At 40.3% G+C, this 24,044-nt stretch carries 24 protein-coding genes and 1 pseudogene; all 25 read right to left on the reverse strand.

The features are described 5' to 3' along the window. Nucleotides 1-43 precede the first annotated feature (43 nt). Nucleotides 44-787 (reverse strand): substrate-binding domain-containing protein, encoded by a 744-nt coding sequence (locus P2W76_RS15915; RefSeq protein WP_276348886.1) that lies wholly within the window; start codon nucleotides 785-787, stop codon nucleotides 44-46. Nucleotides 788-820: 33 nt separating this feature from the next. Then, the gene (locus tag P2W76_RS15920) at nucleotides 821-1,345 is read right to left on the reverse strand and encodes a DsrE family protein (protein ID WP_276348887.1); all 525 of its coding nucleotides are present in this window, start codon (nucleotides 1,343-1,345) and stop codon (nucleotides 821-823) included. Next, a complete protein-coding gene (locus tag P2W76_RS15925) occupies nucleotides 1,338-3,089 on the reverse strand; it encodes a bifunctional metallophosphatase/5'-nucleotidase (RefSeq protein ID WP_276348888.1) in 1,752 nt (583 codons plus the stop codon). Before P2W76_RS15925 ends, P2W76_RS15920 begins: the two co-directional genes overlap by 8 nt. Nucleotides 3,090-3,102: 13 nt before the next feature. Beyond that, the gene (locus tag P2W76_RS15930) at nucleotides 3,103-4,161 is read right to left on the reverse strand and encodes a c-type cytochrome (RefSeq protein ID WP_276348889.1); all 1,059 of its coding nucleotides are present in this window, start codon (nucleotides 4,159-4,161) and stop codon (nucleotides 3,103-3,105) included. A 56-nt stretch (nucleotides 4,162-4,217) separates the two neighbouring features. Then, complete coding sequence (locus P2W76_RS15935) at nucleotides 4,218-4,424, reverse strand: DUF2892 domain-containing protein (protein ID WP_276348890.1); 207 nt, start codon at nucleotides 4,422-4,424, stop codon at nucleotides 4,218-4,220. A gap of 140 nt (nucleotides 4,425-4,564) precedes the next feature. Next, complete coding sequence (locus P2W76_RS15940) at nucleotides 4,565-5,764, reverse strand: MFS transporter (RefSeq protein WP_276348891.1); 1,200 nt, start codon at nucleotides 5,762-5,764, stop codon at nucleotides 4,565-4,567. Beyond that, nucleotides 5,764-6,216 (reverse strand): rhodanese-like domain-containing protein, encoded by a 453-nt coding sequence (locus P2W76_RS15945; protein ID WP_276348892.1) that lies wholly within the window; start codon nucleotides 6,214-6,216, stop codon nucleotides 5,764-5,766. The genes P2W76_RS15940 and P2W76_RS15945 overlap by 1 nt, the downstream gene beginning before the upstream one ends. Nucleotides 6,217-6,252: 36 nt before the next feature. Next, nucleotides 6,253-6,666, reverse strand: coding sequence for a DUF6691 family protein (locus P2W76_RS15950; RefSeq protein ID WP_276348893.1), 414 nt, complete (start codon nucleotides 6,664-6,666; stop codon nucleotides 6,253-6,255). Then, the gene (locus P2W76_RS15955) at nucleotides 6,663-7,226 is read right to left on the reverse strand and encodes a YeeE/YedE thiosulfate transporter family protein (RefSeq protein ID WP_276348894.1); all 564 of its coding nucleotides are present in this window, start codon (nucleotides 7,224-7,226) and stop codon (nucleotides 6,663-6,665) included. Before P2W76_RS15955 ends, P2W76_RS15950 begins: the two co-directional genes overlap by 4 nt. Then, nucleotides 7,219-8,061, reverse strand: coding sequence for a universal stress protein (locus P2W76_RS15960; protein WP_276348895.1), 843 nt, complete (start codon nucleotides 8,059-8,061; stop codon nucleotides 7,219-7,221). The genes P2W76_RS15955 and P2W76_RS15960 overlap by 8 nt, the downstream gene beginning before the upstream one ends. Nucleotides 8,062-8,090: 29 nt before the next feature. Continuing rightward, complete coding sequence (locus P2W76_RS15965) at nucleotides 8,091-8,414, reverse strand: rhodanese-like domain-containing protein (protein WP_276348896.1); 324 nt, start codon at nucleotides 8,412-8,414, stop codon at nucleotides 8,091-8,093. A 114-nt stretch (nucleotides 8,415-8,528) separates the two neighbouring features. Next, a complete protein-coding gene (locus P2W76_RS15970; RefSeq protein ID WP_276348897.1) occupies nucleotides 8,529-9,323 on the reverse strand; it encodes a sulfite exporter TauE/SafE family protein in 795 nt (264 codons plus the stop codon). 223 nt (nucleotides 9,324-9,546) lie between these two features. Then, complete coding sequence (locus P2W76_RS15975) at nucleotides 9,547-9,759, reverse strand: hypothetical protein (RefSeq protein ID WP_276348898.1); 213 nt, start codon at nucleotides 9,757-9,759, stop codon at nucleotides 9,547-9,549. Nucleotides 9,760-9,856: 97 nt separating this feature from the next. Continuing rightward, on the reverse strand, nucleotides 9,857-10,486 hold the full coding sequence (locus P2W76_RS15980; RefSeq protein WP_276348899.1) for a Crp/Fnr family transcriptional regulator: 630 nt from the start codon (nucleotides 10,484-10,486) through the stop codon (nucleotides 9,857-9,859). A gap of 340 nt (nucleotides 10,487-10,826) precedes the next feature. After that, complete coding sequence (locus P2W76_RS15985) at nucleotides 10,827-11,345, reverse strand: GAF domain-containing protein (protein WP_276348900.1); 519 nt, start codon at nucleotides 11,343-11,345, stop codon at nucleotides 10,827-10,829. A 134-nt stretch (nucleotides 11,346-11,479) separates the two neighbouring features. After that, nucleotides 11,480-11,584, reverse strand: coding sequence for an AraC family transcriptional regulator (locus P2W76_RS15990; protein ID WP_276348901.1), 105 nt, complete (start codon nucleotides 11,582-11,584; stop codon nucleotides 11,480-11,482). 222 nt (nucleotides 11,585-11,806) lie between these two features. Beyond that, nucleotides 11,807-12,211, reverse strand: a pseudogene (locus P2W76_RS15995) (chromate resistance protein ChrB domain-containing protein). Between the two features lie 157 nt (nucleotides 12,212-12,368). Continuing rightward, nucleotides 12,369-13,001 carry a hypothetical protein gene (locus P2W76_RS16000; RefSeq protein ID WP_276348902.1) on the reverse strand — a complete coding sequence of 211 codons (633 nt, stop codon included), beginning with the start codon at nucleotides 12,999-13,001 and terminating at the stop codon, nucleotides 12,369-12,371. A gap of 10 nt (nucleotides 13,002-13,011) precedes the next feature. Then, entirely contained in the window at nucleotides 13,012-13,701 is a 690-nt protein-coding gene (locus P2W76_RS16005; RefSeq protein ID WP_276348903.1) for a HupE/UreJ family protein, read from the reverse strand. Between the two features lie 69 nt (nucleotides 13,702-13,770). Next, on the reverse strand, nucleotides 13,771-13,980 hold the full coding sequence (locus tag P2W76_RS16010; protein ID WP_276348904.1) for a hypothetical protein: 210 nt from the start codon (nucleotides 13,978-13,980) through the stop codon (nucleotides 13,771-13,773). 48 nt (nucleotides 13,981-14,028) lie between these two features. Beyond that, nucleotides 14,029-14,469, reverse strand: a complete 441-nt coding sequence (locus tag P2W76_RS16015) for a hypothetical protein (RefSeq protein WP_276348905.1) — start codon at nucleotides 14,467-14,469, stop codon at nucleotides 14,029-14,031. 51 nt (nucleotides 14,470-14,520) lie between these two features. After that, entirely contained in the window at nucleotides 14,521-16,365 is a 1,845-nt protein-coding gene (locus P2W76_RS16020; RefSeq protein WP_276348906.1) for a cation-translocating P-type ATPase, read from the reverse strand. A gap of 11 nt (nucleotides 16,366-16,376) precedes the next feature. Next, entirely contained in the window at nucleotides 16,377-17,633 is a 1,257-nt protein-coding gene (locus tag P2W76_RS16025) for an MFS transporter (protein WP_276348907.1), read from the reverse strand. 9 nt (nucleotides 17,634-17,642) lie between these two features. Next, complete coding sequence (locus P2W76_RS16030; protein ID WP_276348908.1) at nucleotides 17,643-18,800, reverse strand: efflux RND transporter periplasmic adaptor subunit; 1,158 nt, start codon at nucleotides 18,798-18,800, stop codon at nucleotides 17,643-17,645. 23 nt (nucleotides 18,801-18,823) lie between these two features. Next, complete coding sequence (locus P2W76_RS16035; protein WP_276348909.1) at nucleotides 18,824-23,215, reverse strand: CusA/CzcA family heavy metal efflux RND transporter; 4,392 nt, start codon at nucleotides 23,213-23,215, stop codon at nucleotides 18,824-18,826. Nucleotides 23,216-24,044: the final 829 nt, after the last annotated feature.

The following is a 24,044-nucleotide window of genomic DNA, read 5'->3' on the forward strand; positions in this document are numbered from 1 at the left end:
TTATTTTTAAGGTATTCCTTTCAAATTATTCTTTTTTTATTTTTTATTCCCATCCCCATTTTTTGAAAATAGCATGACCTTCTGCAGACAACAAAAACTGTATAAATTGCCGGGCTTCTGACTTTTGATTGGAAATGGTTGTAACAGAAATAGGCGTTCCCCTGTATACGGTTTGCTTTTTGGGGATTTCTACCAGCTCAGATACATCCTTTAGCCTGTTATGCCACGATGCAAAAATTATTATTGCATCATATTTAGTATCAGCCTTCCATGCATCAATTGCTATTGCAGTATTACCAAAAGCTCCTTTGATGTTTTTTTGGATCCCTCCAATCAAATTTTGCCTTCCGGCCAGGTCTTCCCACATTCCTAATTGCCCGGCGCCGGTAATTTCTAATATATTGATACCTGGTTTGGCCAGATCTTTCAGTGAAGTAATATTTTTAGGGTTTCCAGGACGAACTAAAATTCCTGCCCGCCTTTTATATAATTCAGTTCTTGTAGTACTGTCCATTAATCCCGGGTGCTGCATTTTAAACTGAGTAAGCATGTATTCGGCACCTCCGAACACCAGGTCTGCGTTCTGTTTTGCTTTCTCTATCCATTTTGGCTCTGGCCCTGCAGTTACTTTAACAGATATGGAATGTTTCATAGAAAACACTTTCGCGCATTCCTCCATGGCGGCCCCCGGTCCGCCGGGTCCATAAACATATAAGGTATCCTGCTTGGATTGTGCCTGGGACAATGCAGGGAGAATATAAAAGGCTAAAACGATTAAAGTTTTCATAAATACTTGCTTAAAAATTTTTACAAAAATTTCCTATGGATGAACTATCGCCCAGCCCTGATAATGTCGAATGATGATCTCACCATTTCCGCTGGGTACAAATGAGATGAAAGAGAATAATGAGCTTTTATCAATTTTACGTTCCCTTAGCGTATTTTCACACTGGGCAAGAATTACACCTTTTGCCTGTAACTCCAGCAAGGTTTTTTCGAATGGCCCGGTTTTGTCGAATACCTTAACCCCATCTCCGAACACTACTAATTCAACATTCAGTTTACCTTCAAGCCGGGGGTCAGCAAGGGCATTTTTAATATTTTTTAGCGTAGCGTTTATTTTTTTATCATCGCCGTTATTTAAAACATAGAGCGCTTTATAATTTTTGCGTTTGGCTTCCGCGCCAGTAAAAATGGTAGGAGGTTGTTGAGAAAATGCTGGATTAACTGTGATGATTAAAACTAATGCTGCAAAAGGGATCAAAAGATTTTTCATTTTAATATAGTTTGTTTTTAATGGCAATGAAGCTATCATGAGATAAATATGTAAAATGAGATTAAACAAACTTATAATCGTAGCCTTCCAGCTGTGAAAGTAATGCTGCCGGCTGATCTGTCGCAATTACCCGGCCATCTATTTTTGGAGATACGGGTGAATGGACAGCCAAGTATTCGGTCATAATCTGGTGTAAGGTAACACCAAGTTTTTTTGGATTTTGAACGTGCTCTACCCTGCATAGGGTATCATCCGGGTCGCCTTCTCTCTCACAGGCAATGATGCTATACATTTTTTTCGTATCAATCATTTTTCCTTTTACCTTTACACTGTTAAGCCGCTTCCCCCTGCTGTTGTTTGCAGAAAAATCTATTTCCATGCCCGAAAACCGGATCACCCAACCTCCGAAACGCTCAGCCGGGTTTTCCGCAAAAACATTATGTAGTTCCCGTTCCAGCCAGTCCCACAATTGTTGACCGGTGACTTCACCGGCTTTGGCATCGCTGTCTACAGGCAGCATGCTCCATAAAAATTCATGGGTAATTTCCGCTGTACCCGTTTTAGCATCTGGCAATAACGGAGGACAGAATCTAAACCCGTTACTGAGCGCAATCTCAGGTTGAAATTTCCACATAATGGCATCGGTAATCATATTATCCATGGGATTTTCCAGTACATAATACCTTACCAAAGGCACGGTAGATATGCCAATAACTTTATCTAGTTTCTCCTTGTAAGGTTCTCTTGCTTTATTTACTAAATCTATCATCTCCTGATCCGCTTTGTATAGATCCGGATCGACATCTAACAATTGATAATTATGATCCTTTATTTTACCGTTCTCCACAACAATATCCAAGCGTGATATAAATGATCCGAATGCGCCTGGTTCTGTTACTTTCGCATACTTTGCTTCAATTGGCTTTCTTACTCTTTCGTGGGTATCAGCGCCCAATATATAATCTACTCCTTCGATTTCCTTATTATTTCCCAAATCAACCTGTTGAGCAAGACCCATATGTGTAACAAGGAAAACCATGCTGCATTTCTCGTAATCTCTTAGCATTCGAACATATTTTGCCACATTCAGATCAGGCTTGGTAAATTTTATACCTGCGCTGTAGGCTGGCGACTGCCTTTTTGGTGTTAGGGGATCATTATAGCCGATAAAGCCGATTTTAATCCCTCCCAGATTATTGGTCCAATACGGCGGAAACATTAGGTCACCGTTTTCACTATCCTTTGTATCATGGAACATGTTGGCACAGATCTTCTGGGCGTGGTAGTTGCCCATATCTTTTCGCATCATTTCTTTGCCGTAAACAACTTCCCAGTTTCCGGGTAATACCAGGTCATAACCTATATTATTGATCAGCGGAACGATAGCCTGACCTTCGCTCAACGCTGCAACGGCTCCCCCCTGAAAACAATCTCCTCCATCTATAACAAGTGTATTCCCAGGATTTTGGGCTTTGAGGGTATTTATCATTGTTTTCAGGACTGCAAAGCCGCCTCTTCTTTTATAAACCGGAAGATTATTTTCCCAGAAAAATTCATCATGCGTATACAGTTGCGCATGTATATCCGCAGTATGTAAGAGGGTAATATGGTTGGCTTTACCTGCTTTGACCGCATGGCTCTTTATAATCTCTGAGGTATGATACTCATTGCCTGAAATAGCAGAAGCTACCTGCGGCAGGCCAGAAAATGCTAAACCAGCCATACCTGCGGTTTTCAGGAATGTACGGCGGGCATTACCGCAGTTACAGAGATTAGATTCTTTTTTTGAAAACATATTTGCTGGACTAGTCATTTAGGTTTTACAGTTAGCTCCCTTTCTGTACTATCGGTTTAAAGGGGCCATATTTGTGCTGTTCTTCAGAAAATTTATCCCCGTATGGCCCGAATGGAAAGTCTATGGGTTTCTTACTTAAATCTTTCCAGTCTTTCCTTTGATCTTTATGAGGCCTGGGTCTGGAATTCACAAAAGCAGCTATATCCCATGCTTCTTCATCTGTAAGCTGAGGATTTTCATGTGAGACTCCTAAAGGCATATTATTCTTGACAAAACCGGCAAAACTGCTTATTCTGTATAGACCGGCGCCATCATTATAACTATGATCTCCCCATAAAGGCGGATAGGTATAGCTGGTATTATCGGGATTAAGCAACCCTTTACCGTTCTTACCATGACAAGAAATACACTTAGCTTTATAAACCGCAGAGCCCATTTTAGGATCTGCAGCCCGGTCAAGAAAAGCTAATTTCTGCAGCCCGGCTCCTTCGGGTGTTTTGCCCTTTTCCACTCCGGTTCCCAGCCATTTTATATAGGCGATCATGGCTCTCATTTCCTTACTGGAACTCTCGAGCGGCTTCCCGTTTAAACTCCTTTCAAAGCAGTCATTAATCCTTTTCTCTATACTTTCTTTAGTTCCCGATCGGGCACGAAATTTTGGATAGGTGGCATATACTGCTGAATAATTGTTGCCAAATGGTTTGGTACCCGCATCTAAATGGCAATTCTGGCAGTTCATCCCGTTACTTATATTAGCTACCGTACCTCTAGGGCCCAGATAAGTTGAAGTATGGGCTATCAATTCCTTCCCATACCTTATAGTTTCACCATAATTATCCGAAGGAATGGATGTTTCTGAGGGAGGACTCCAATAGTTAACCACCTCTTTAGATGTTTCGGCAGCAGTTTGATCCGGAACAGGTTGAAATTCTGAGGAAGCAACTTGGTCTTCATTTTCATTTTTCCGCTGACTAAATATAACACTTACTAAAATCCCAGCCACCACGATAAATAATATCGAAATAATACCTGCCGCTCTTGAAGTTATAAGTAATGCCTTTTCCGTTTCATTTAACTTATTCTTGCCCATTGAATTATAACTTTCTTCCTCCAATTATTAAGGTGGAGTATAATTGAATTAAGAAATTATTGATTTGTCCTTTTCGTTCGTATACCAAATGGAGAGTACAGGGGACAAAAACCAATGAAGCTGGTTATGATGAATGCAACAGAAACAACCAGTAAAATGATGGCGTTGGTACCTGAAATAACATTGGTGTAATAAAGCACCGCGATCACGATAGCGATCACAAATCGAAGTATGCGATCAAGATTCCCCATGTTTTTTATCATCGTATTGGATTTAGGTTAACGCTATCAACCATTTCAAATTTACTGTTGTCAATTAGAAGGTAAGGTGACAATTGTCACATAATTCAAGTTTTATATTCATGCTGAAAAAGCATAAATGATCTGAAGCATTGTATAAAAACTCAGGACATCCTGAATTTTATCAGTAATGCAGATAAAGCCGTGAGGACACCAATGTTTATCACAGCAACCTCAAGACCAAAAGCATCAGCCAGGGCGCCTGATAAAAGCGCCCCAAAAACATATCCGGAATCCCGCCATAAACGGAAAACACCTATGCTCTCTGCTCTTTGCCCAGGATTGGTATAGTCTGCAATGGCTGCTAAAAATGCAGGGTAAACAATTGCCGTTCCCAGACCAAGTATTACGGAGATCAATATATAGTAATACATTTCAGTAGCATATCCCATAAATATAATGGCGATACCCTGCATCAACATCCCCCAAAATAACAAGGCCTTTTTGGGAAATTTATCAGCTAGTTTCCCTGTAAATAGTTGACCAAGGCCCCAAATTGCCGGGTAGACAGAAACAACTATTCCAATTTCTTTAAGTCCATAGCCTTTGGCAGCCAACAAAACAGGTAATAAGCCCCAAACCATTCCGTCGTTTAAATTATTAACTAAACCTGCCTGGGTAATTGAAGAAAGATTTTTATGTCTGAATGTAGTATCAAGAAAAATATGCCTAAGGGGTTCTATTAATGAAAATTTCTTTTCATGAAGAGCAAATTTCCTGGTATCTTTTATCAGAAAAATACTTGCTAATAAGCCCAGTAGCGATAAGCTGATTCCAATGTAAAAAGGGTAAGGTCTTAATCCATAGGTGCTGGCAATGTACCCGGTAAGCAGAGCCACTAATGCAACGGCCAGGTATCCGGCGAATTCATTCAGTCCCATAGCAAAGCCGCGATCCTTCTCTCCTACAAGGTCAATTTTCATTACAACGGTAGATGACCAGGTTAAGCCCTGACTGATCCCTAGAAATATATTAGCGACGATGATCCAGTTCCAATGAGTGGCATAAATCAAGAAGAAAGGAACGGGCAGAGCAATGATCCATCCGTAGACCAGTAAATTTTTTCTGCCGATTTTGTTTGATAATGCACCGGCAAAATAGTTGCTGGCTGCCTTGGTAAGACCAAATACTACAATAAAGGAAAGAACCGCTGACTGTGTTGCAAGAGAGAATTCCTGCATGGCCAGTTCAGGAATAATAGTACGTTCCATGCCAACCATTCCCCCAACAAAGGCATTCACGAGAACCAAAAGAGAAAACTGTTTCCAATTTTCCCGGAGGCCTAGTCTGGCTTGATCAGACACTATTTGGCAAGAGGATAACCCTTATTGATCCAGTCAGTTTTAATGTTTGTAGGGAGGTTTAATAAGCGGGCTTTTGTAAACCCACTGCTCTGTAAAGCTTTAAAAGCGGGGCGAATATTTGGACACTTTTCGAACGGACAACACCCGCAATACACGACAATTGATGTAGTTTTAGGCAGTTTGGTAAGCGCTTTTTTGAATCGTTCAAGGTTTTCTTTTTCGCTGGCAGCGCCCATGTTTTTGGCCCCCTTAATATCTTCTACAACACCGATATTGAAAATTAAAGGCTTTGCAGCTTTAGAATTATTTATTAGAGCAGCCAATTGACCAGGCTGAATTAACTGATTTTTTGACCAGGGATCATTTGTTCCAGCCAGTCCCTTGTTAGGGAACTGCTGTGCAAATGTGCCGAAAGTTGTAATTACGGCGAGTATACTTAAGATTATTTTCATGGTGCTTAATTTGTATATCCTTCTAATTCCTTCAATTCAATGCGGTAGTCTGTCTTTAATTAAACCGTAGATGTATGTTCCTACCAAAGAGCCAAGAACCACAATGATCATTGCCCAATATCCATAACCTATATTTACAAACATAGGTCCCGGACAGGCTCCTGTTAAAGCCCACCCTAAGCCAAAAATCAAACCCCCGATCAGATACCGTGGAAAGCTCTTATCCTTGTCCTGAAAAACTATAGGATTCCCGTGATAATCCCGTATTTTGAACTTCTTCAATAAATACACTGCCAAGGCTCCAAGAAGCACAGCAGTTCCAATGATCCCAAACATATGAAATGACTGAAAACGGAACATTTCCTGTATGCGATACCATGATATAGCTTCTGATTTAGCCATTATTATACCGAATAATACCCCTGTAACAATAAACTTCAGGCTTTTCATATTTTAAAGATCAATGGTAATAATAAATAAGTCATCAGTAAGCCCCCGGCGAAAAATCCAATTACTGCCAGGAGCGAAGGTAACTGCAGATTTGACAATCCGCTGATAGCATGTCCTGAGGTGCATCCTCCGGCATACCTGGCTCCAAAACCCACGAGCAAGCCTCCTGTAAGCAGGATTATAAACCCTTTAACGCTTAGTGCAAAGTCAGGCCCGAAAATATCTGAAGGATTCAGCTCACCATCAAAGGTTATACCTAATGATCTCAGATCTTGCACGGTAGCTTCAGATAGTTTTAAAGGCTGATCACTTTTAAGTATAGTTGAAGCCAATAGTCCGCCAAAAACAGAGCCCACCAGGAACAGTAGGTTCCATTTCTGCGTCTTCCAGTCAAAATCGAAAAATTTAACTTTTGCGCCAGCTCCAGCTATGGTACATAAGGTTCTCAAATTTGAAGAAACACCAAAAGATTTTCCAAAATAAATGAGCAAAACCATTGTAAATCCAATCATTGCTCCCGATGTATACCAGGGCCAGGGTTGTTTAATCAGTTCAAGCATGTAGTGATTCTCGTAATTTAAAAGTAAATAAGGGTTTTTGACAGTGATTAACCAGCCGTTCTGCGATACTTCCAAATAGTAAATGACTCAATCCTTTACGCCCATTCGTTCTGATACACACCAGATCCATTTCTGATTCCCGGTTGAAATTTTTTACTCCATCTGTCACCTTGTGATCCCGGTACAGGTGTATTTTGAAATATTTAAGCTGATGTTCCTCAGCGAAGAACTTCATTTGGGCTTCAATCTGATCTGCATAAGCCTCATCCTCCTCTTTGAGTATCTGCAATAAATGAATTGTACTTCCAAAAGCCTCAGCAATTTGCCTGATCAGGTCAATTTGTATACCCTTTCCGAAGTACTCAAAATCGGCGACTAAAAGGATATTTTCTAAATTATTTATACTTGTTGCCGGTCTTAAAGTGATCACCGGTACATCCAGATGTCTAACCACATGCTGGGCTTCCGATCCGGATACCTTTTCCATAAAACCACTGGCCCCACTAGTCCCCATAATGACCAGGTCTACGCCTATATCCAATGATGTAAAATGGATTTGATCTGTAAGTAAGCCAGTTTTAAGTAAAGGATCAAAGATTCTCCCCGCCTTGTGTAAAGCATCAAACTGTTTTAACACTTCCTGTTCCTTTTTTTCAATAGTTAATTTGTTACTAACGTCGTTCAGATTCTCTGATATGACAGAGCTATTCGCTTCAATAACATGCAACAGATTGACTTTTACAGGAATCTTCCTGGAAAGGAGTTCTGTCATGAGAAAGGCCTGTTCACTTACCTTCGAAAAATCGGTTGGGATTAAAATATTAATGGGCTTCATTCTTATTTTTTCTTTGCTGTATGAGGTGATTACATTTCAGGCCAGGCTCCGATACCCCCAACCAGATTATATGAGTTTAAGCCCAGACCCTCCATAACTTTGGCCGCACTTCCGCTTCTATTACCGCTTCTACAGAATAAAAAGTAAGATTTATCAGGGTCAAGTTGCTTGATTTTAGCCTGAAAATCAGCACCCAAAAAATCTATGTTGACGGAACCGAGAATGGTTCCGCTATTATATTCATCAGGGGTCCTTACGTCTACCAATATGGCATTGTCAGTATTTTGAAAATTCTTTCTAAAATGGTATCCATCCAGATCGTTTTCGTTCTTTTTAAAAAAGCTATTAAACATCGTTTCTTATCCTATTTAAGGTTACAATACAAGTAATTCTATTTTATTATAGATGTAGCGTACAAAATTGAGTATTTAGAGTTAATCGTTTGGTGACTTTTGTCACAAGGGATGCTATCTGATAACTTCTTTTAAGATGATATATATACCCATTACGAGTACAAACCAGCCAAAACCCTTCTTTAATTTGTCACTGGATACTTTGTTATTAATAGATCCTCCTATAATTATCCCCGTAATAGCAATCATTGTAATTTTTAAAAGAAAGGTCCAATCAATTAGAATATGACCAAGATCTCCCGTAAATCCGATCAGTGAATTAAGAGCTATAATCATTAACGAAGTGCCAATGGCTTTTTTAACTGGTAATTTAATAAGGTATATCAAAACCGGAATCAGCAAAAAGCCACCTCCTGCTCCTAACAGCCCGGTAACAACCCCAATTGTTATACCATAGCCCAGTAACTTGAAAAACTTAATACACTCCGGACATTCCTTCTCAGGAGCGGAAGACTTAGAATCTCTAATCATACTTACTGAGGCCAGCAGCATGAGGATTCCAAAAAGCGCCATGGTTAAAAAAGACCAGGTAATGGTAAAACCATTAATAACAGCGATATTTTCCGGAATGACAGGCACTATAAATTTGCGGGTTATAAACACAGTAACAATAGAGGCTGATCCAAAGAAAAAGACTGCCTTAGTATTTACAAGTCCATTTCTATAATTGTTCACCGCTCCAATCAGGCTGGTAGAACCCACAATGAATAAGGAATAGGATGTAGCTAGCAATGGATTTAAGCCAAAAAGATAGACCATAACAGGAACTGTCAGGATAGAACCGCCACCGCCAATTAATCCCAGTGAGATCCCAATTAATGCAGCAGCCAGATAACCTAATATTTCCATGATTTTAAATAGAAAAACAAAGGTGGTGGAAAAGCTGAAGCTAGACGGTGACTTTAGTCACACCTGCAATTTGAATAGATTTTTCAAGACAGGACTTTACATATTTACGGACACAGGAAGGATTGGCCGGTATTCTTTAACTGTTAATTTAAAGATTTAATTGTTCGCCTTGGGTTAAGAGCAATTTTATATCAGCATTAAACCCTTTTCATCTAACGGATCATCATAAATTCTTATCCCGGCTATCAACAGAACAACCAGCAGTGCCACAACAACCGGTATTCGTTATTGCCTGAAAGATGAAAAGTGCTGAAAGTAACCCAAATAATATATCCTTTGACTGAAAGGCTTGGAAAGCGATCAACAAGCCCATGATAAGTCTGACCCATCTGATTAAATGCCAGTTTGTAAGTATTTTTTCTCTTATTGTTTCCATGGCTACGCTTAGTAAACACAAAAATACCTAAGCAGAAAACCAATCAGGGTGACAAATGTCACCGCCAGGTTAAAGGATTAGAATTGACTAGTTAGAGTTATCTCAACCATTCAATATAATTTCTATGCAATAGCAGATCACCTTTCTGTTCCATTTTCTTCAATAGGCGGGAAATGACCTCCCTGGATGAACTTAGATCCGAGGCAATCTCACTATGAGTAATTTTGAGTTCTTTTGTCTGCAATTTCATCACCTGATTGCGGAGATAAAAATCAAGACGCTCGTCCATACCTTTAAATGCGATGTGATCGATAACTACTAAGAGTTCTTCATATCGTGACCTATAGGTTTCCAATACAAAATAATACCATGTTTTATAATTGCGCATCAGGTCATCCATGAGTTCGATAGGCAGGGTAATTACCTTCGTCTTTTCAACAGCCTTAGCCATAATTTCACTCGCCTCTTTTTTGGCTGCGCAAATCATAGAAAGGGCACATGCATTGCCTGGCTCCAGGTAATACATGAAGAACTCACCACCCTCCGGACCTTCACGATAAAGTTTAATTCTTCCTTCTACTACAAGCATCGTGGACCGAAAATATTGACCAGTGGTCATTAGTATCTCGTCCGGCTCAAACTCTTTTATTGAGGCGTTTTGCTCAATTTTTTCCATAAGAGCAGGTTCGAAGTTCTTAAACTTATGTTTTAAATATTCTTTAATCATTTAGAAAATATTGAATTATATATGCAAAATTAAATCAATTGCGCTACTAGCTACTCAATAGCAAAATACTTCATATAAAGCAATCCACATAATCGAGTGCCATGTGTATAACTAAATCAATAGCAATTAATCGCATTCGGGAAAAATAATAATCCTATACAAATCCCCACAGCCAGATAAGAATGTAAAGGGTGAAATTCTATACTGCATCGGTTAGGATCATAAATGGTTAACCAGTAAATGATCCAAATCAACGGACATGGTTGCCATCATAATCAGCCGTGCTTTAAGAGGTATTTGATTGGCTCTCATTGTGAGAACTAATTACAAACGGTTTCATCTAGTCTCCCAGAATCTTTGCGGCAGCATTTGCGAGAAGCTTAACGCCTGCAATCTCTTGAATTGTGGGAGTTCGGTGTTGGTAAAAGTAGGTTCCAAAGGTACCTATTACCTTTTGCCGATCATTTAGTATTGGCATGCTCCATGCGCTCTTAAAGCCTAATGCAAGTGGTAAATGACGTAGCTCTTCCCACTTATCGTCAGCGCAAAAATCTTCGGTAATGATAATCGAAGAAGTTGCAGCAGCGGCTGCACAGGTGCCTACACGGGCGTTAGGTTTCAACCCATCAATTTTATTGATATAATCACTAGGCAACCCAGGAGATGCGGCATTCCTTAATAATCCGTCTTTGTCAAGCACGAGTATACTAGAAACCGTATCAGACCCAGCCGCCTTTTCGGCGGTGTATACTAAAAAATTAAGAATATCTTGTTTTTTATGCCCTGATTCAAGCATTTCCATAGCCTGTTCGAACGATTTCTCGTATTCCTCATGAATATCTGTTGTGCTTGCTGCCATTCAAAAAAATATATTTACTGAGGCTAACCCTATTCTTCGTCTAATTAAGTTTAGCAAAATGGTGCGGCGAAGTGAACATTGAGAAGGGAAAAGGTGTAAGGTAATCAATATTATAAAGAACAGGGAAATTACAACTAACTTGTTCTAATAATATTTTTGAAGATTCGGACAAAATGGCTCTGGTCTGAGAAACCGGTATGGTATGCTATTTCAGATAATGAATACCTGGTTGAATCCATTACACCAATTGCTTTTCAATGCGCATCTTCCTGATGTAATCACCAAACGACAGGTCGTTAAAATGCCTTAAAAATTCCCTGGAAAGATATGTCGGGTGTACGTCTAACTCCTCGGACATTTCTTTAAGACTAAGATTCAGGTTAATATCAATCTGATCCGGTATTATTTCCCTGAGTTCCTATACCCAATCGGGAGTTTTTTCTTCTCACCTTTTTTCTGTTTCAAATACCGCTGTATACTTCCCGAAGCAAGTGCTCCGGAGGATTTTGCGTGTGCTTTACATCCTGAAGTTGTTTTGCCCAGCTATACAGCGCGTCGTATATCCGTATTCCTTTTTCAAGCAACTCATTATCATCCTTGTAGTTGAATGCCAAACCAGCTGATATTGCCCACAGGCCTGAGGCCTAACTAGCCAGATGATGAACATCTGTATCAGCACCTCTTACGATGACGGCCATAGTTTGTGATGCAGGAACGACTAATTTATATTTTTCCAGGAAATAGTCGATCGTACACCGGTCCTCATAATGCGTAAATTCTACGTCAGGCATATCGAAGGTGCCGCCTGCAAAACAGAAGCCTGGCGCATGACTTCTAGGGCACGTAAATAATTTCCGCGTCGGCATCCACAAAGCGTTTGATCAACCAGGGCAGGCTATGCGATCGATTTTTGGCTGTTCTCTTGTGATCCATTTCATTTCTTCAGTTTGATGAATATTCTAAGCCTAGTATCTGGCAACTTTTACCAAACTCTCAATAATACACATGTTATCTGTTGTTAAATCACAGGGTATACTGCCCCTTTAACCTCAATGTAACAACAACATCCTTTTCACTTGTATTCCGGAAAAACCAACCATGCTTACCTTCATACGGCGCTAAAAAAGTGCCGACCATATTATTCGAATTAGCAATAGTATAGCTTTCAAAATAAACTGCCTTAGCTTCTTTTGCCTGCTTTACTTCACCATGAAAATCAAAGTAAAGTACACCGTTGTCAGTTGTCCATTCATACTTCATCTTACCGTGCTTCAGCAGATAAATTTTATATTCAAGTCCCTTTCCAGCCGGAACTACCACCTGAACACTATCTTGCCTTTCTGGTAACTGTGTTTCGGGGGGTGGGTTATCTGCCTCAACTGGTCTGTGGACTTCTGGCCCTGAACCGGCTTTTTCCATTTTAATGAGTGGAAAGTTATTTAGCACCACGCCTCCTGATCCGGCAGGCGCATTGTCGCCATCTTCAGGTACATACAACCTGCTAAAGCCGAAAAGTTTGCCTGCACCTGTGAGGTCGATTCCATATTCCGCTGGTAATATTGCAGTTATTAGAAGCACAAAGCCGATAATCATTGAAATGATTACAGCCTTTATGATCTGTTTTTTCCCTAATATCGGATGTTTTATTTCTGACATGATTTAATAATTATGATGTGATATAACCTGTTAACTGGTAACCTAATAATAGAAATCCTGCGGCCATAAGCATGGTGTTTGTAAGTGTGGAAAACCGGATAAAGCTCGGTGATCTTCGCCATAATGTAAAAATCATCAGGACGACAGCCAGCGCAATAAACTGCCCTATTTCTACCCCAATATTGAAGCCCAGCAAATTGGTAAACAACCCTTCTTTGGCAAATTTGAAATCCTGTAATTTACTTGCCAGGCCGAATCCATGAAACAGGCCAAAAATTAATACCGCTGCTTTTGTATTGGGTTGGGTTCCAAAAAACCGCTTGAAGCCCCCTAAATTATCGAAGCCCTTATAAACTATCGAAAGGGCAATGATGGCATCTATGAGAAAAGCATTAATAGCTATATTACTCATTACGCCGAAAAGCAAAGTCACGCTATGGCCTATTGTAAAAAAGCTCACATAGAGCAATACTTCTTTGGGGCGGTACAGGAAAAATATAACCCCTACTAAGAATAGCAAATGGTCATAACCTGTAAGCATGTGCTTAGCGCCGATGTACAGGAAGGGACCAAAGGCTACGCCATCATTTCCAGTTAAAAATGTTTGTGTGTCTCCATCCACACCATGAGCCAATACATTATTACCCATGCCGTATATTATGAGCAATCCAGCGAGTGATACTATTTTTTTAAAATGCATAATAATTTTTTAATCATTTAACACTCTTCTCTCGATAAACGAAAAGAGAGAAGAGTTTGCTAAATTTTATTAATGTGAATGTCCATGAGCAGCATCGGCACTATCCTTTGCCATTTTCTCTGCCGCGGATTTCGTACTGTCTGCATTACTTGTGCTGATGGTGTCGGTAATCAGAGAGTCCCCGGCTGTGGCTGAAGTATCTGTTGAGTTATTAGAACTGTTTGAGCAGGCTGAAAATATAAGACAAGCCAGGGTCGCTGTAATAAATAATTTTTTCATGTGTATTTTTTTAAATGTTTATGAATGAGGTGATATTTAAAAGAATTATCAATGTTCATGCCCATGTTCAAGGACTGCCTGCGGAACATCATTCTTGAATTTTGCACTAACATTTTTACCTTTTACATTAAATGATACTGTACAATAAGCGAATATGCTTGCCCGGGGGTTGTTTACCAGAAAAGCACTTTCATCACCAATGTTAAGTGGGGCAGTTGCCTTTGTTTTGTTTGCAAATTCAAAAACGACAGTTCCTTTAACTCCTTTATTCAAAACGGTTTTTTCTTTGGTATCCAGCAAATAGAAACGGATGTTGTCGGCTCCTTTTACCATTTCAATGTGGTATTTACCAGCTGTCTGTATCATACCGCCATGAGGAGCTTTGTGCGCATGCCCTCCTGTTTGTGCATAAGAGATTGTGGAGCCAGCAATCAGCAGGCTAAATGCTAAGGCAATTGATTTGATTGTTTTCATTTTTGATTTGTTCATTGTTAATTAATTTATTCGGTGTGTAATTATTAGTGAAATCTTAGTATGCTCTTAATCTTGAATTTTTACCCGTAAAAGTTTTATTGAATTTATAAAAACTAAAGTATCTGGAAGCAGATGAATAGCCGCTGCCTGCACCGGTCCAAGTATTCTCATTAAAACCAATGTAATACCGATTACATGCACAATTCCAACTCCCACAATAATATTTTCTTTAATCGTCCGAAAAGCCCTTTTACTAATAGCCCTTGCTCTTCCTATCTTTTCCAGTTTATCCTGCATCAGAACAATATCAGCAGCTTCCATTGCAGCCTCTGTGCCCATTGCTCCCATAGCAATACCGATGTTTGCCTGAACCAAAGCAGGGGCATCATTTATACCATCACCTACCATAGCCACTTTTTCACCTTTGCTTTGAAGTTCTTTTACAATTTTAATTTTATCCTCAGGCAATAAGTTTGCTCTGAAGTCTGTTATGCCTACCTGCTCTGAAACGTGTTTAGCTGTTTCTGGATTATCACCGGTAAGCATTACAATATTTTTTACACCACTTTTTCTAAGACCTTCTATCATTTCTTTTGCGCCCTCCCGTATCGCATCTGATATATAGAAAATGCCTGCTAATTTATTATCCACCGAAAGATAGATAGCTGTATCGGTAAGGTTTTCTGAAGTTGCAGACATAGGCACTTTGCTTTCTTCCATGTAAGATTTATTGCCCAGTAAAACTTGCTTGCCTTCCACTTTCGCTGAAACACCTCGCCCTTTTATTACTTCAAAATTTTCCGGCTCAACATAAGTGAGTTTTAATTTATCGGCATAGCTTAAAATTGATTTTGCTAATGGATGGCTTGAACGCCTGTCAGCAGCAGCAGCTAATTGCACTAAATTATTTTCATTAAAACTCTTATCAATTATTTCAACACGGTTTACTGCGGGAGTTCCGGCTGTTAATGTTCCTGTTTTATCAAAGACAATTGTAGTAACCTTGGCAAGTTCTTCTAAAAACTTACCGCCCTTAACAAGAATTCCTTCCCGTGCTGCACGGGCAATCGCAGCAATGGTAACCAGAGGGGTTGCCAGTCCTAATTCTGCTGGAGAAGTAAAAATCAATAAGGCAATTACAAGCTTTACATCACGAGTAAAAAAATAAACAGCGCCAACAAAAAGAAATACAACAGGAATAAGCCACGAAGCCACTTTATCGGTAAGCTTTTCGATAGGAGCCTGTTCATTTTCTGCTTCTTCCACCAAAGTTATAATACGTGAAAAAACGGTGTCCTTTCCTGCTTTCGTCATTTCAATATCAAGTGCTCCTAATTCAACAATAGTTCCTGCGAAAGCATCACTGCCTACAACTTTTTCCTGCGGAACGCTTTCTCCCGTGATGGGAGCCTGGTTAACGGAACCTGCGCCCCCTGTAACTTTTCCATCAACCGGAATTTTCTCTCCCGCCCTAACTAAAACAATATCTCCGATCTTTAGGTCGTCTATTTGGACGGTTTCTTCTTTATCACCTTTTTTTACAACAGCGGTCTTTGGCACCGAACCAATCAACTCTTTAATGGAAGCCCTAGCTCTTTCACCACTTGCGCTGGCAATATATTCTGCAATCAGTATGATCATTAGCACAACCGCCCCGGCAAGGTATTCCTTTCCCAAAACAGATATGATGACCGCAATAGTGATAAATATCTCCGTACCGATCTTTCTTTCTTTGATAAGATCCTGTCCGGCGGTTTTAACCAGAGAGAAAAGCCCGAAAGCCATCGCTGCAAGCAAAACAGGCAGGGGAATAACCTCTAAATAAAACAATAGGCTGGTTATTCCGACTGTGAGAATCCGAACGATCTCCCAAAGGAACTGACGTGAAAAAAATACTTTTGTAATGTTCATAAGTAAATGATTTAATAGCTGCTTGAAACTGTATTCCAACGTAATTTTTTGTTTTTTGCCCTAAAGAATAAAACCGCAGCGGTCAATAATCCCAGGGTCATAAACCCACCAATTAAAAAATTTGTGTTGGGGTACTGAGTACCGAGATAGCCTGCAATGGGATAAGCAATAGCCCACCATAGATGCGAAAACGCAAAATGTGAACCATACACTTTCCCCTGCTCATGTTCATCAATGTTCTCTCCTATAAGTGTCTCTGACGGAATTTCGGCTAAACTTTGCCCCAATCCTGCAAGCAACCATAGCAGTAGTAAAGGATAATAACTCAAATAGTTTGCTCCGATTATGGCAAATCCTAAAAACAGTGCCCCGGTAATCAGCGAAATAGTCCGTGATCTTGATTTATCAATGCTTCCCGATAGAAAGGCAGCAATTGAAGCGCCTATTCCAAAAAATGCCATGACAATCCCGTAATGCTTGTCGGTAAGCTGCAGTCCTGATTTAATATGGGCAACAGTGTTTACTAAAATTTGTGCTCCCGCGACAGCGGAGATAAATTCTATAGCCAATGCGAATTGTAACAACTTATTGCCAAATAACAAGCGGACGCCTTTCAAAACGTCTTGCCAAGTCGAGAGTTTCTTACCAACAGCTTTGGGCCCCTGGATCTGAGCGCCCGGCAGTGTGAAAATTAATATTCCGGCGATAACGAAGGATGCTGCATCAATAAAGAATATTTGTCTCGCTCCAAACCATATCGTCACTATACCTGCCAGGCCAGGCCCCAGAATACCTAATAATTGGTAGGTGCCGGTAGACAATCCTATTGCCTGCCGGTAATCTGTTTTACTGACAATATGCGGAATGATGGCTTTGTAGGTAGGTGTAAAAAAGGCATTAAAAACATTGAGTAAAAACACCAGTAAGTAGATCTGCCACTCGTCTGTGATGAACGGGAAACAAGCCACAATAACCATCCGGATAAAGTGCGTAATGTACAGGATCTTCTTGCGGTCAATTTTATCTGCCAAAACACCGGCAAAAGGAGAAAACACGATAAAAGCAGTAACACGTAAGGTAAGGGCAGAAGCCAGAATTACTGCCGCATTTTCCTTTCCAAATTGGTAAGATATAAGGGCCAGCCCAACCCAGGTAAATGCATCACCCAGCAGACTGACGGTCTGAGCAAGATACAATCTGGCAAAGACACCATTCTTAAGGGGTTCAAAGGGTTTGGTGAGCGTACCTAACTTGTTAAATAACTGCATATAGAGGGCCTATTCTTCTACATTTTTCATAGCTGATAATAGTGCGTAAGCGCCCTTTAAAACGAGCTGTGAACCCTGATTAAACTGTTGAGGAAGAATTACTTCAGTGTAATTATCTTCTTCTATCCCCCTTTTTATCGGAATCATTTTGAACGTGTATCCTTTGGCATCATTTTTCAGCTGAATAAACAGGTAATCATCTCCGGCATCGTTGACAATAGCATCGCTGGGTACCGCCGTTACCAGATCTTCAGTTACGGAAATTAAGGCTTTGGCATACATTCCGGGAATCAGCGAAGCGCCCACATTTTCTATATGGCAATGGACCGGGACTGTCCCTTCGGTTCCTGTTGCTTTACCTATTAAAAACACCTTCGCTACCCGGTTATACTCATTAGAATTGGCCAAAGCAAAGCGAATAGACTGTCCTACCTTAATTCGTGAAGCATCTTTTTCATACACATTCAATGCCAGGTGAAGGTCACTTTTATCACCCAGTTCAAACAGCACATCGGTAGGCATAACATATTTTCCTTTGTTAACAGTACTGGTAATTACATATCCGCTGATGGGCGAATAAAGGTTACTCGTTCTGGATATTCTGCCGGCCTGTAAACTGTTGACATTAATACCTATTAACGACAATTTTTGCTGCAGCCCGCTCATTCTTGCGCGCATCATTTTAAGTTCGGAGCTAACCTGTTGAAATGTTTTGGCTGAGTTCACATCTTCTTTACGTAGTTCTTCCTGACGCTTGTATTCCAATTGAAGGAATTCCATACGGCTTCTGCTTTCCAGATATTGTTGTTGGATGTCAATAAATTCGGGGTTTTCTATTATAGCAACCACTTGCCCCTTTCGGACTTCCTGACCAGGCAGTAATCCGTTACTTCTGACGTAGCCACCTAATGGAGCGGATATGAACACCATACTCTCTGGTGCTAAATCCAGCTCTCCGCTAGCCTTGATTACGTTACTCAAGTTACGCATTTCAATTTCCCCTAGTTGAATATCAGCTACTTTATACTGATCTTTTGTGAGAGATACCTCGTCTGTAACCTTAGTTTCTGCTTCGGTTTCTACTGCAACTTCTTTATTTGTTTGATTACATCCCATGACGGTTAACCCTATCATTGAAAGGCATATTATTTTATTGAGGAGTTTCATATTCAATTTTTATTTTAATTCGTTTATTTCTTGCCTATAATATTTTCTATATCCAATACAGCTTGGTTATACAAATACAGCTCTTGCATGTAATCCGATTTAATTTTAATCGATACCGACATGCTTTGCAAATACTGTAAATATTCGATCTCTCCACCCTTGAACGCCTTGTCAGCATTTTGAATAATGAGGTCGGCTTGTGTCAATGCGCTCTTTTCATAATAATCCAGTGCGCTTCTGTGCTTATTGTATTCCTGGATCAACTGCTGCAATTCACCCTGAAAAATCGTTTGTTGAAATTGCAGATTGGTAGCCGCTATCTGCTCATTGATCCTGGATGCATTAATCTTAGCCCTGTTACCACCCGGCAAAATCGGAATTCCAATTCCTAATTGAAATCCGATAAAGCGATCTGCTCCGGAGAAATTCTGTGGAATTCCGTTTACATTCTGAATCCCTCGGAATGACTGGTTAAAATAACCAACAGTGAAATCAGGGAGGCGTCTAGCTTGCTGGAGCGTAGTTTCACTACGCCGCACATTGATCTCCTGTTCCAAAAATTTCAGGTAGGGATTCTGATTAATTGTAGAACTGTCCTGAGGTATCACAAGCGGTTTTTTAGTTAGAACAACGTCTACGTAAATACTATCCTTCGTGTCCAGAAGTGTTTGTAGCTTATTTTGCGCGATCATCACGTCAGCCTTGTTCTGAACAATTGCATTTTTAAGTTCCATTAGCTGGGTCTCAGAAGTCACTTTTTCTAAACGGTTGCTCTCACCGGTTCTGTAACGCAAGTCACTTGCTTTCGCAAGATTACTGTATAGGCTGTCCTGATAACTAAAAAGCCTTTCTTTTCCATTTAAGTAAATCAGTTCGTAATAAACCGATTTTACCTGCCTTACCAGGTCATTTTCAGAAATTGCTAAAGATTGTTCACTTCTTTTAATCAGCTGATCCGCCAGTCTTGACTGATTGCTGTAGACGGAAGGAAAGTCTGTTTTTTGTGCGATAAGGAAATGATTGTCCTGATTGCTGCTGTTAATCTGCCCCTGTTGATAGGTAATATTGGTTCGATCAAGAGTAACAGAACCTTTTTTCAAACTTTTTTGCAGATCAATTTCATAGGCAGCAACTTTCAAGCTGCCGTTGTTTTTTATGGCTTCCTCAATAGCCTGCTCCAGGGTAACTTTCCTTCCACTTATATTTTGAGCAGACGATGTGAAGGGGATTAATAGTCCTGTGACTCCTATTACAATAGCGATTAGGAGAGTTTTTAGGCCTGATTTCATTTTTACAGATTTCTTTTTACGTTCAAATAAAATATATAAAACCGGCAATACGATGAGTGTTAACAACGTAGCTGTAATTAGCCCACCTATAACTACCGTAGCCAAAGGTCTTTGAACCTCAGCACCTGACGAGTTCGAAATTGCCATGGGTAAAAAGCCTAAGGATGCAACAGCCGCCGTCATCAATACAGGCCGGAGCCTGATCTTTGTACCGGTTAAAACCCGTTCGTTAACATCATCCATGCCATCTTTCTTTAAGCGGTTGAATTCAGATATCAAAACAATACCATTCAGCACAGCCACTCCAAAGAGAGCAATAAAACCCACCCCAGCCGAAATACTGAATGACATCCCCCGGATCAGTAAAGCAAAAACACCCCCTATGGCAGACAAGGGGATTGCCGTAAAAATGAGGAAGCTTTGTGAGATGGAATGAAACGTAAAATATAACAAAACCAGAATTAGCAATAAGGCCACCGGAAGGGCAATTGCTAAACGGGCGTTTGCTGCCTTTAGGTTTTCAAATTGTCCGCCATAAGTGGTATAATACCCCGGAGGCAGCTTTAATTTACTGTCTAACGTTCCCTGGATCTCTTCCACAATACTCTCTACATCCCGGTTCCGAACATTAAAACCAATCGTTATCCGCCTTTTGGTATCATCACGCTGGATTTGGTTAGGTCCATTTACAAAATCAACCGCGGCTACTTCTTCTAATGGTATTTGCTGGCCTGTTCGAGTAGTTACATACAATCCCCTGACATCCTGTAAGCTTTGGCGATCTTCTTTATCCAGCCGTACAACCAAATCAAATCGCCTTTCGCCTTCATACACAACTCCAGCAGCTTCCCCTGCGAAGGCAGTTTTAATGGTACTATTTATATCGTCAATATTTAAGCCATACTGGGCAATACGGTCACGGTTAAATTTGATCTGGATTTGGGGTAAACCCGTAACTTCTTCCACATATACATCATAAACACCCTCTACAGGTTTAATTAACTTTCCGATTTTCGAAGCTTCACTGGTTAAAACATCCAGGTCTTCACCATAAATTTTAATCGACACATCCTGTTTGGCTCCGGTAATTAATTCATTAAAACGCATTTGAATAGGCTGTTGAAATCCAAAAGTAACACCAGGAATAACGGATAATGCTTCCTGCATCTTTTCAGCCAGCTCTTCCCTTGACGAGGCGCTGGTCCAGTCTTTTTTGTCTTTCAAGATGATCATCATATCACCGGCTTCAATAGGCATTGGATCCGTTGGTATTTCGCCGGATCCGATCTTATTGACCACCTGCTTCACTTCAGGAAACTGAGAAAGAATTATTTTTTGAGCTTTTGTTGAAGCATCTATTATTTGATCAATCGAACTGCCGGTTAGCACCCGCGTTTCGACAGCGAAGTCACCCTCGTCCAACTGGGGAATGAATTCACCGCCCAAACGGGTAAAGGCAAATAAGCTCACCAAAAATAATGCTACTGCAATAACTACTACACCTATTTTATGCCGGATAGCAAGATTGATAACCGGACGATATACTCGTTGGAAGAAATCCATCATACGGTCTGAAAAATTCCTTTTGTGAGTGGTATTTTTACTCAGACCTAAAGCCGACATCATGGGAACATAGGTAAGCGATAAAATAAATGCACCTATGATAGCGAACATTACTGTTTGAGCCATAGGCCGAAACATTTTCCCTTCGATTCCTATCAGCGCTAAAAGAGGCAAATAAACAATTAAAATAATGATCTGCCCAAAGGCTGCTGAATTCATCATTTTACTGGAGCTTTCATAGACCTGTGTATCCATCTGGTCCTGGTTCAGCCTTTTCAGGCCTACATGGTGATGCTTACTCATGCTGATCCGGTGCAGTACACTCTCGACAATAATTACAGCGCCATCCACAATCAAACCAAAGTCTATTGCCCCCAGACTCATCAGGTTACCAGATACACCAAAAAGGTTCATCATAGAGATAGCAAAAAGCATTGAAAGAGGTATAACCGAAGCCACTACCAATCCTGCCCTAAGATTTCCAAGAAACAGGATCAGAATGAAAATAACGATCAATGCGCCCTCTATCAGGTTAGTGGTGACCGTGCTGATCGCATTGTCAACCAGCTTCTTACGATCGAGAAAAGGTTCTATGTCCACGCCTTCAGGCAGGGTCTTTTTAATTTGTTCGATCCGGGCCTTGACATTATTGATCACTTCAGACGAGTTGGCGCCCTTGAGCATCATCACTATTCCTGTCACAATTTCACCCTCGCCGTTGCGCGTTGCCGCGCCATATCGAACACCGTTGCCAAATTGGACTTTGGCCACATCCCTGATTAATACGGGCGTTTGGTTATCTGTTTCTATAACTATTTTTTCGATATCTTCAATATTTTCAACAAGACCTTCACTCCGGATGAAATAGGCATTTGGAGACTTGTTTATATAAGCTCCGCCTGTATTCTGATTATTGGTTTCCAGCGCATCGAAAATATCCGATATGCTGACTTGCAAACTGCGCATCCTGTCGGGATTTACCGCTATTTCATACTGTTTGACATATCCCCCAAAACCGCTTACTTCTGCTACCCCTGGAGTACCCAAAAGTTGCCGCTTAATAATCCAATCCTGGATGGTTCGCAGCTCCATTGGAGTATATTTCTTCTCATAACCCGGCTTAGGGTGAATAACATATTGATAGATCTCCCCCAAACCGGTGGTAACCGGAGCCATTTCCGGTTTACCTACACCTTCGGGTATTTGTTTGGCGGCATCTCCAAGACGTTCATTGATCTGCTGACGGGCCCAGTAGATGTCAACATCCTCGTTGAACACTACTGTCACCAGGGATAAACCGAATCGTGAAAAAGACCTGATCTGTTTAATTCCGGGGATGCTCGCCATGGTTTGTTCGACCGGAAAGGTTATCAATCTTTCAGCTTCCTGGGCGGCTAAAGTAGGAGTGACCGTAATGACCATTACCTGATTATCAGTTATATCAGGAACTGCGTCAATAGGGAGTTTAGTTACAGAATACACCCCCCAGCAGATCAACGCAAGCGTGAATAATCCGACAACCAGTTTGTTTTTTATCGAAAAGAGAATAATCTTATTTAACATTTGTATGAACAGTTAAATGGAATTTAAGTGTAATCAGGTCCGTGTCCAAGTTTATAAAAAAACTGGGTCAGCAGATGCCGGATACACGAAATGAATTAATACAGGGTGTGGTATTAGAAGAATTGACCTTAAGGTCAATTATATAAATCGTGTAAGATTTATAGGGTTATACTAATACATAGGGAAATTAACAGGAAGGGGGGCCTCGGAAGGAGAGGGAGCTTATATTGCAACTTGATGGTATCTTTACATCTTGCCAAAATCGTTGTTTCTTATAATTGCTATACCAAACAAGTCGGTATTCTATAATATCGAGATACGGTATATGATAAAAAGTTTTAATTTGAAAGTCAGCTTTTTTCTCAACGGAAGTCAAATAAATTAAATTGCGCTCAGTGGCACCATGTTCAAAGTGAGAAAATATATCCCCCAGATTAGTTAATCCATTGTTCGATGAGGCTGTTAGTGGAGCGGAATGTTCAGACATAGATATATCTACCTCATCTATGTGGGGTACAATATCATGTCCCATTATCACCATAAGTGATAGCAGAAATGCTATATGTCTAATAACTTTCATCCAAGTAAAACCACAATCTACCAAATTGAGTCGCTAAAGTAATCATTTAATTTAAGTTATTGAAATTTGCCAACATTTAGCTTTCCTTTTTTTGCCTATAATTCCAGCTAAAACGGGTTTATGTACCATGTTGAAGAAACTCCAACACCTCTACTCAAGAAAAAGCATCACATGTTCATAGATAATAATAACCATCCCTGCGAAAAATATTAGACATAATATTAGAACAACAATATCTGACCAGGTCAT

This window comes from Daejeonella sp. JGW-45 (assembly GCF_029360805.1).
GTDB lineage: Bacteria > Bacteroidota > Bacteroidia > Sphingobacteriales > Sphingobacteriaceae > Daejeonella.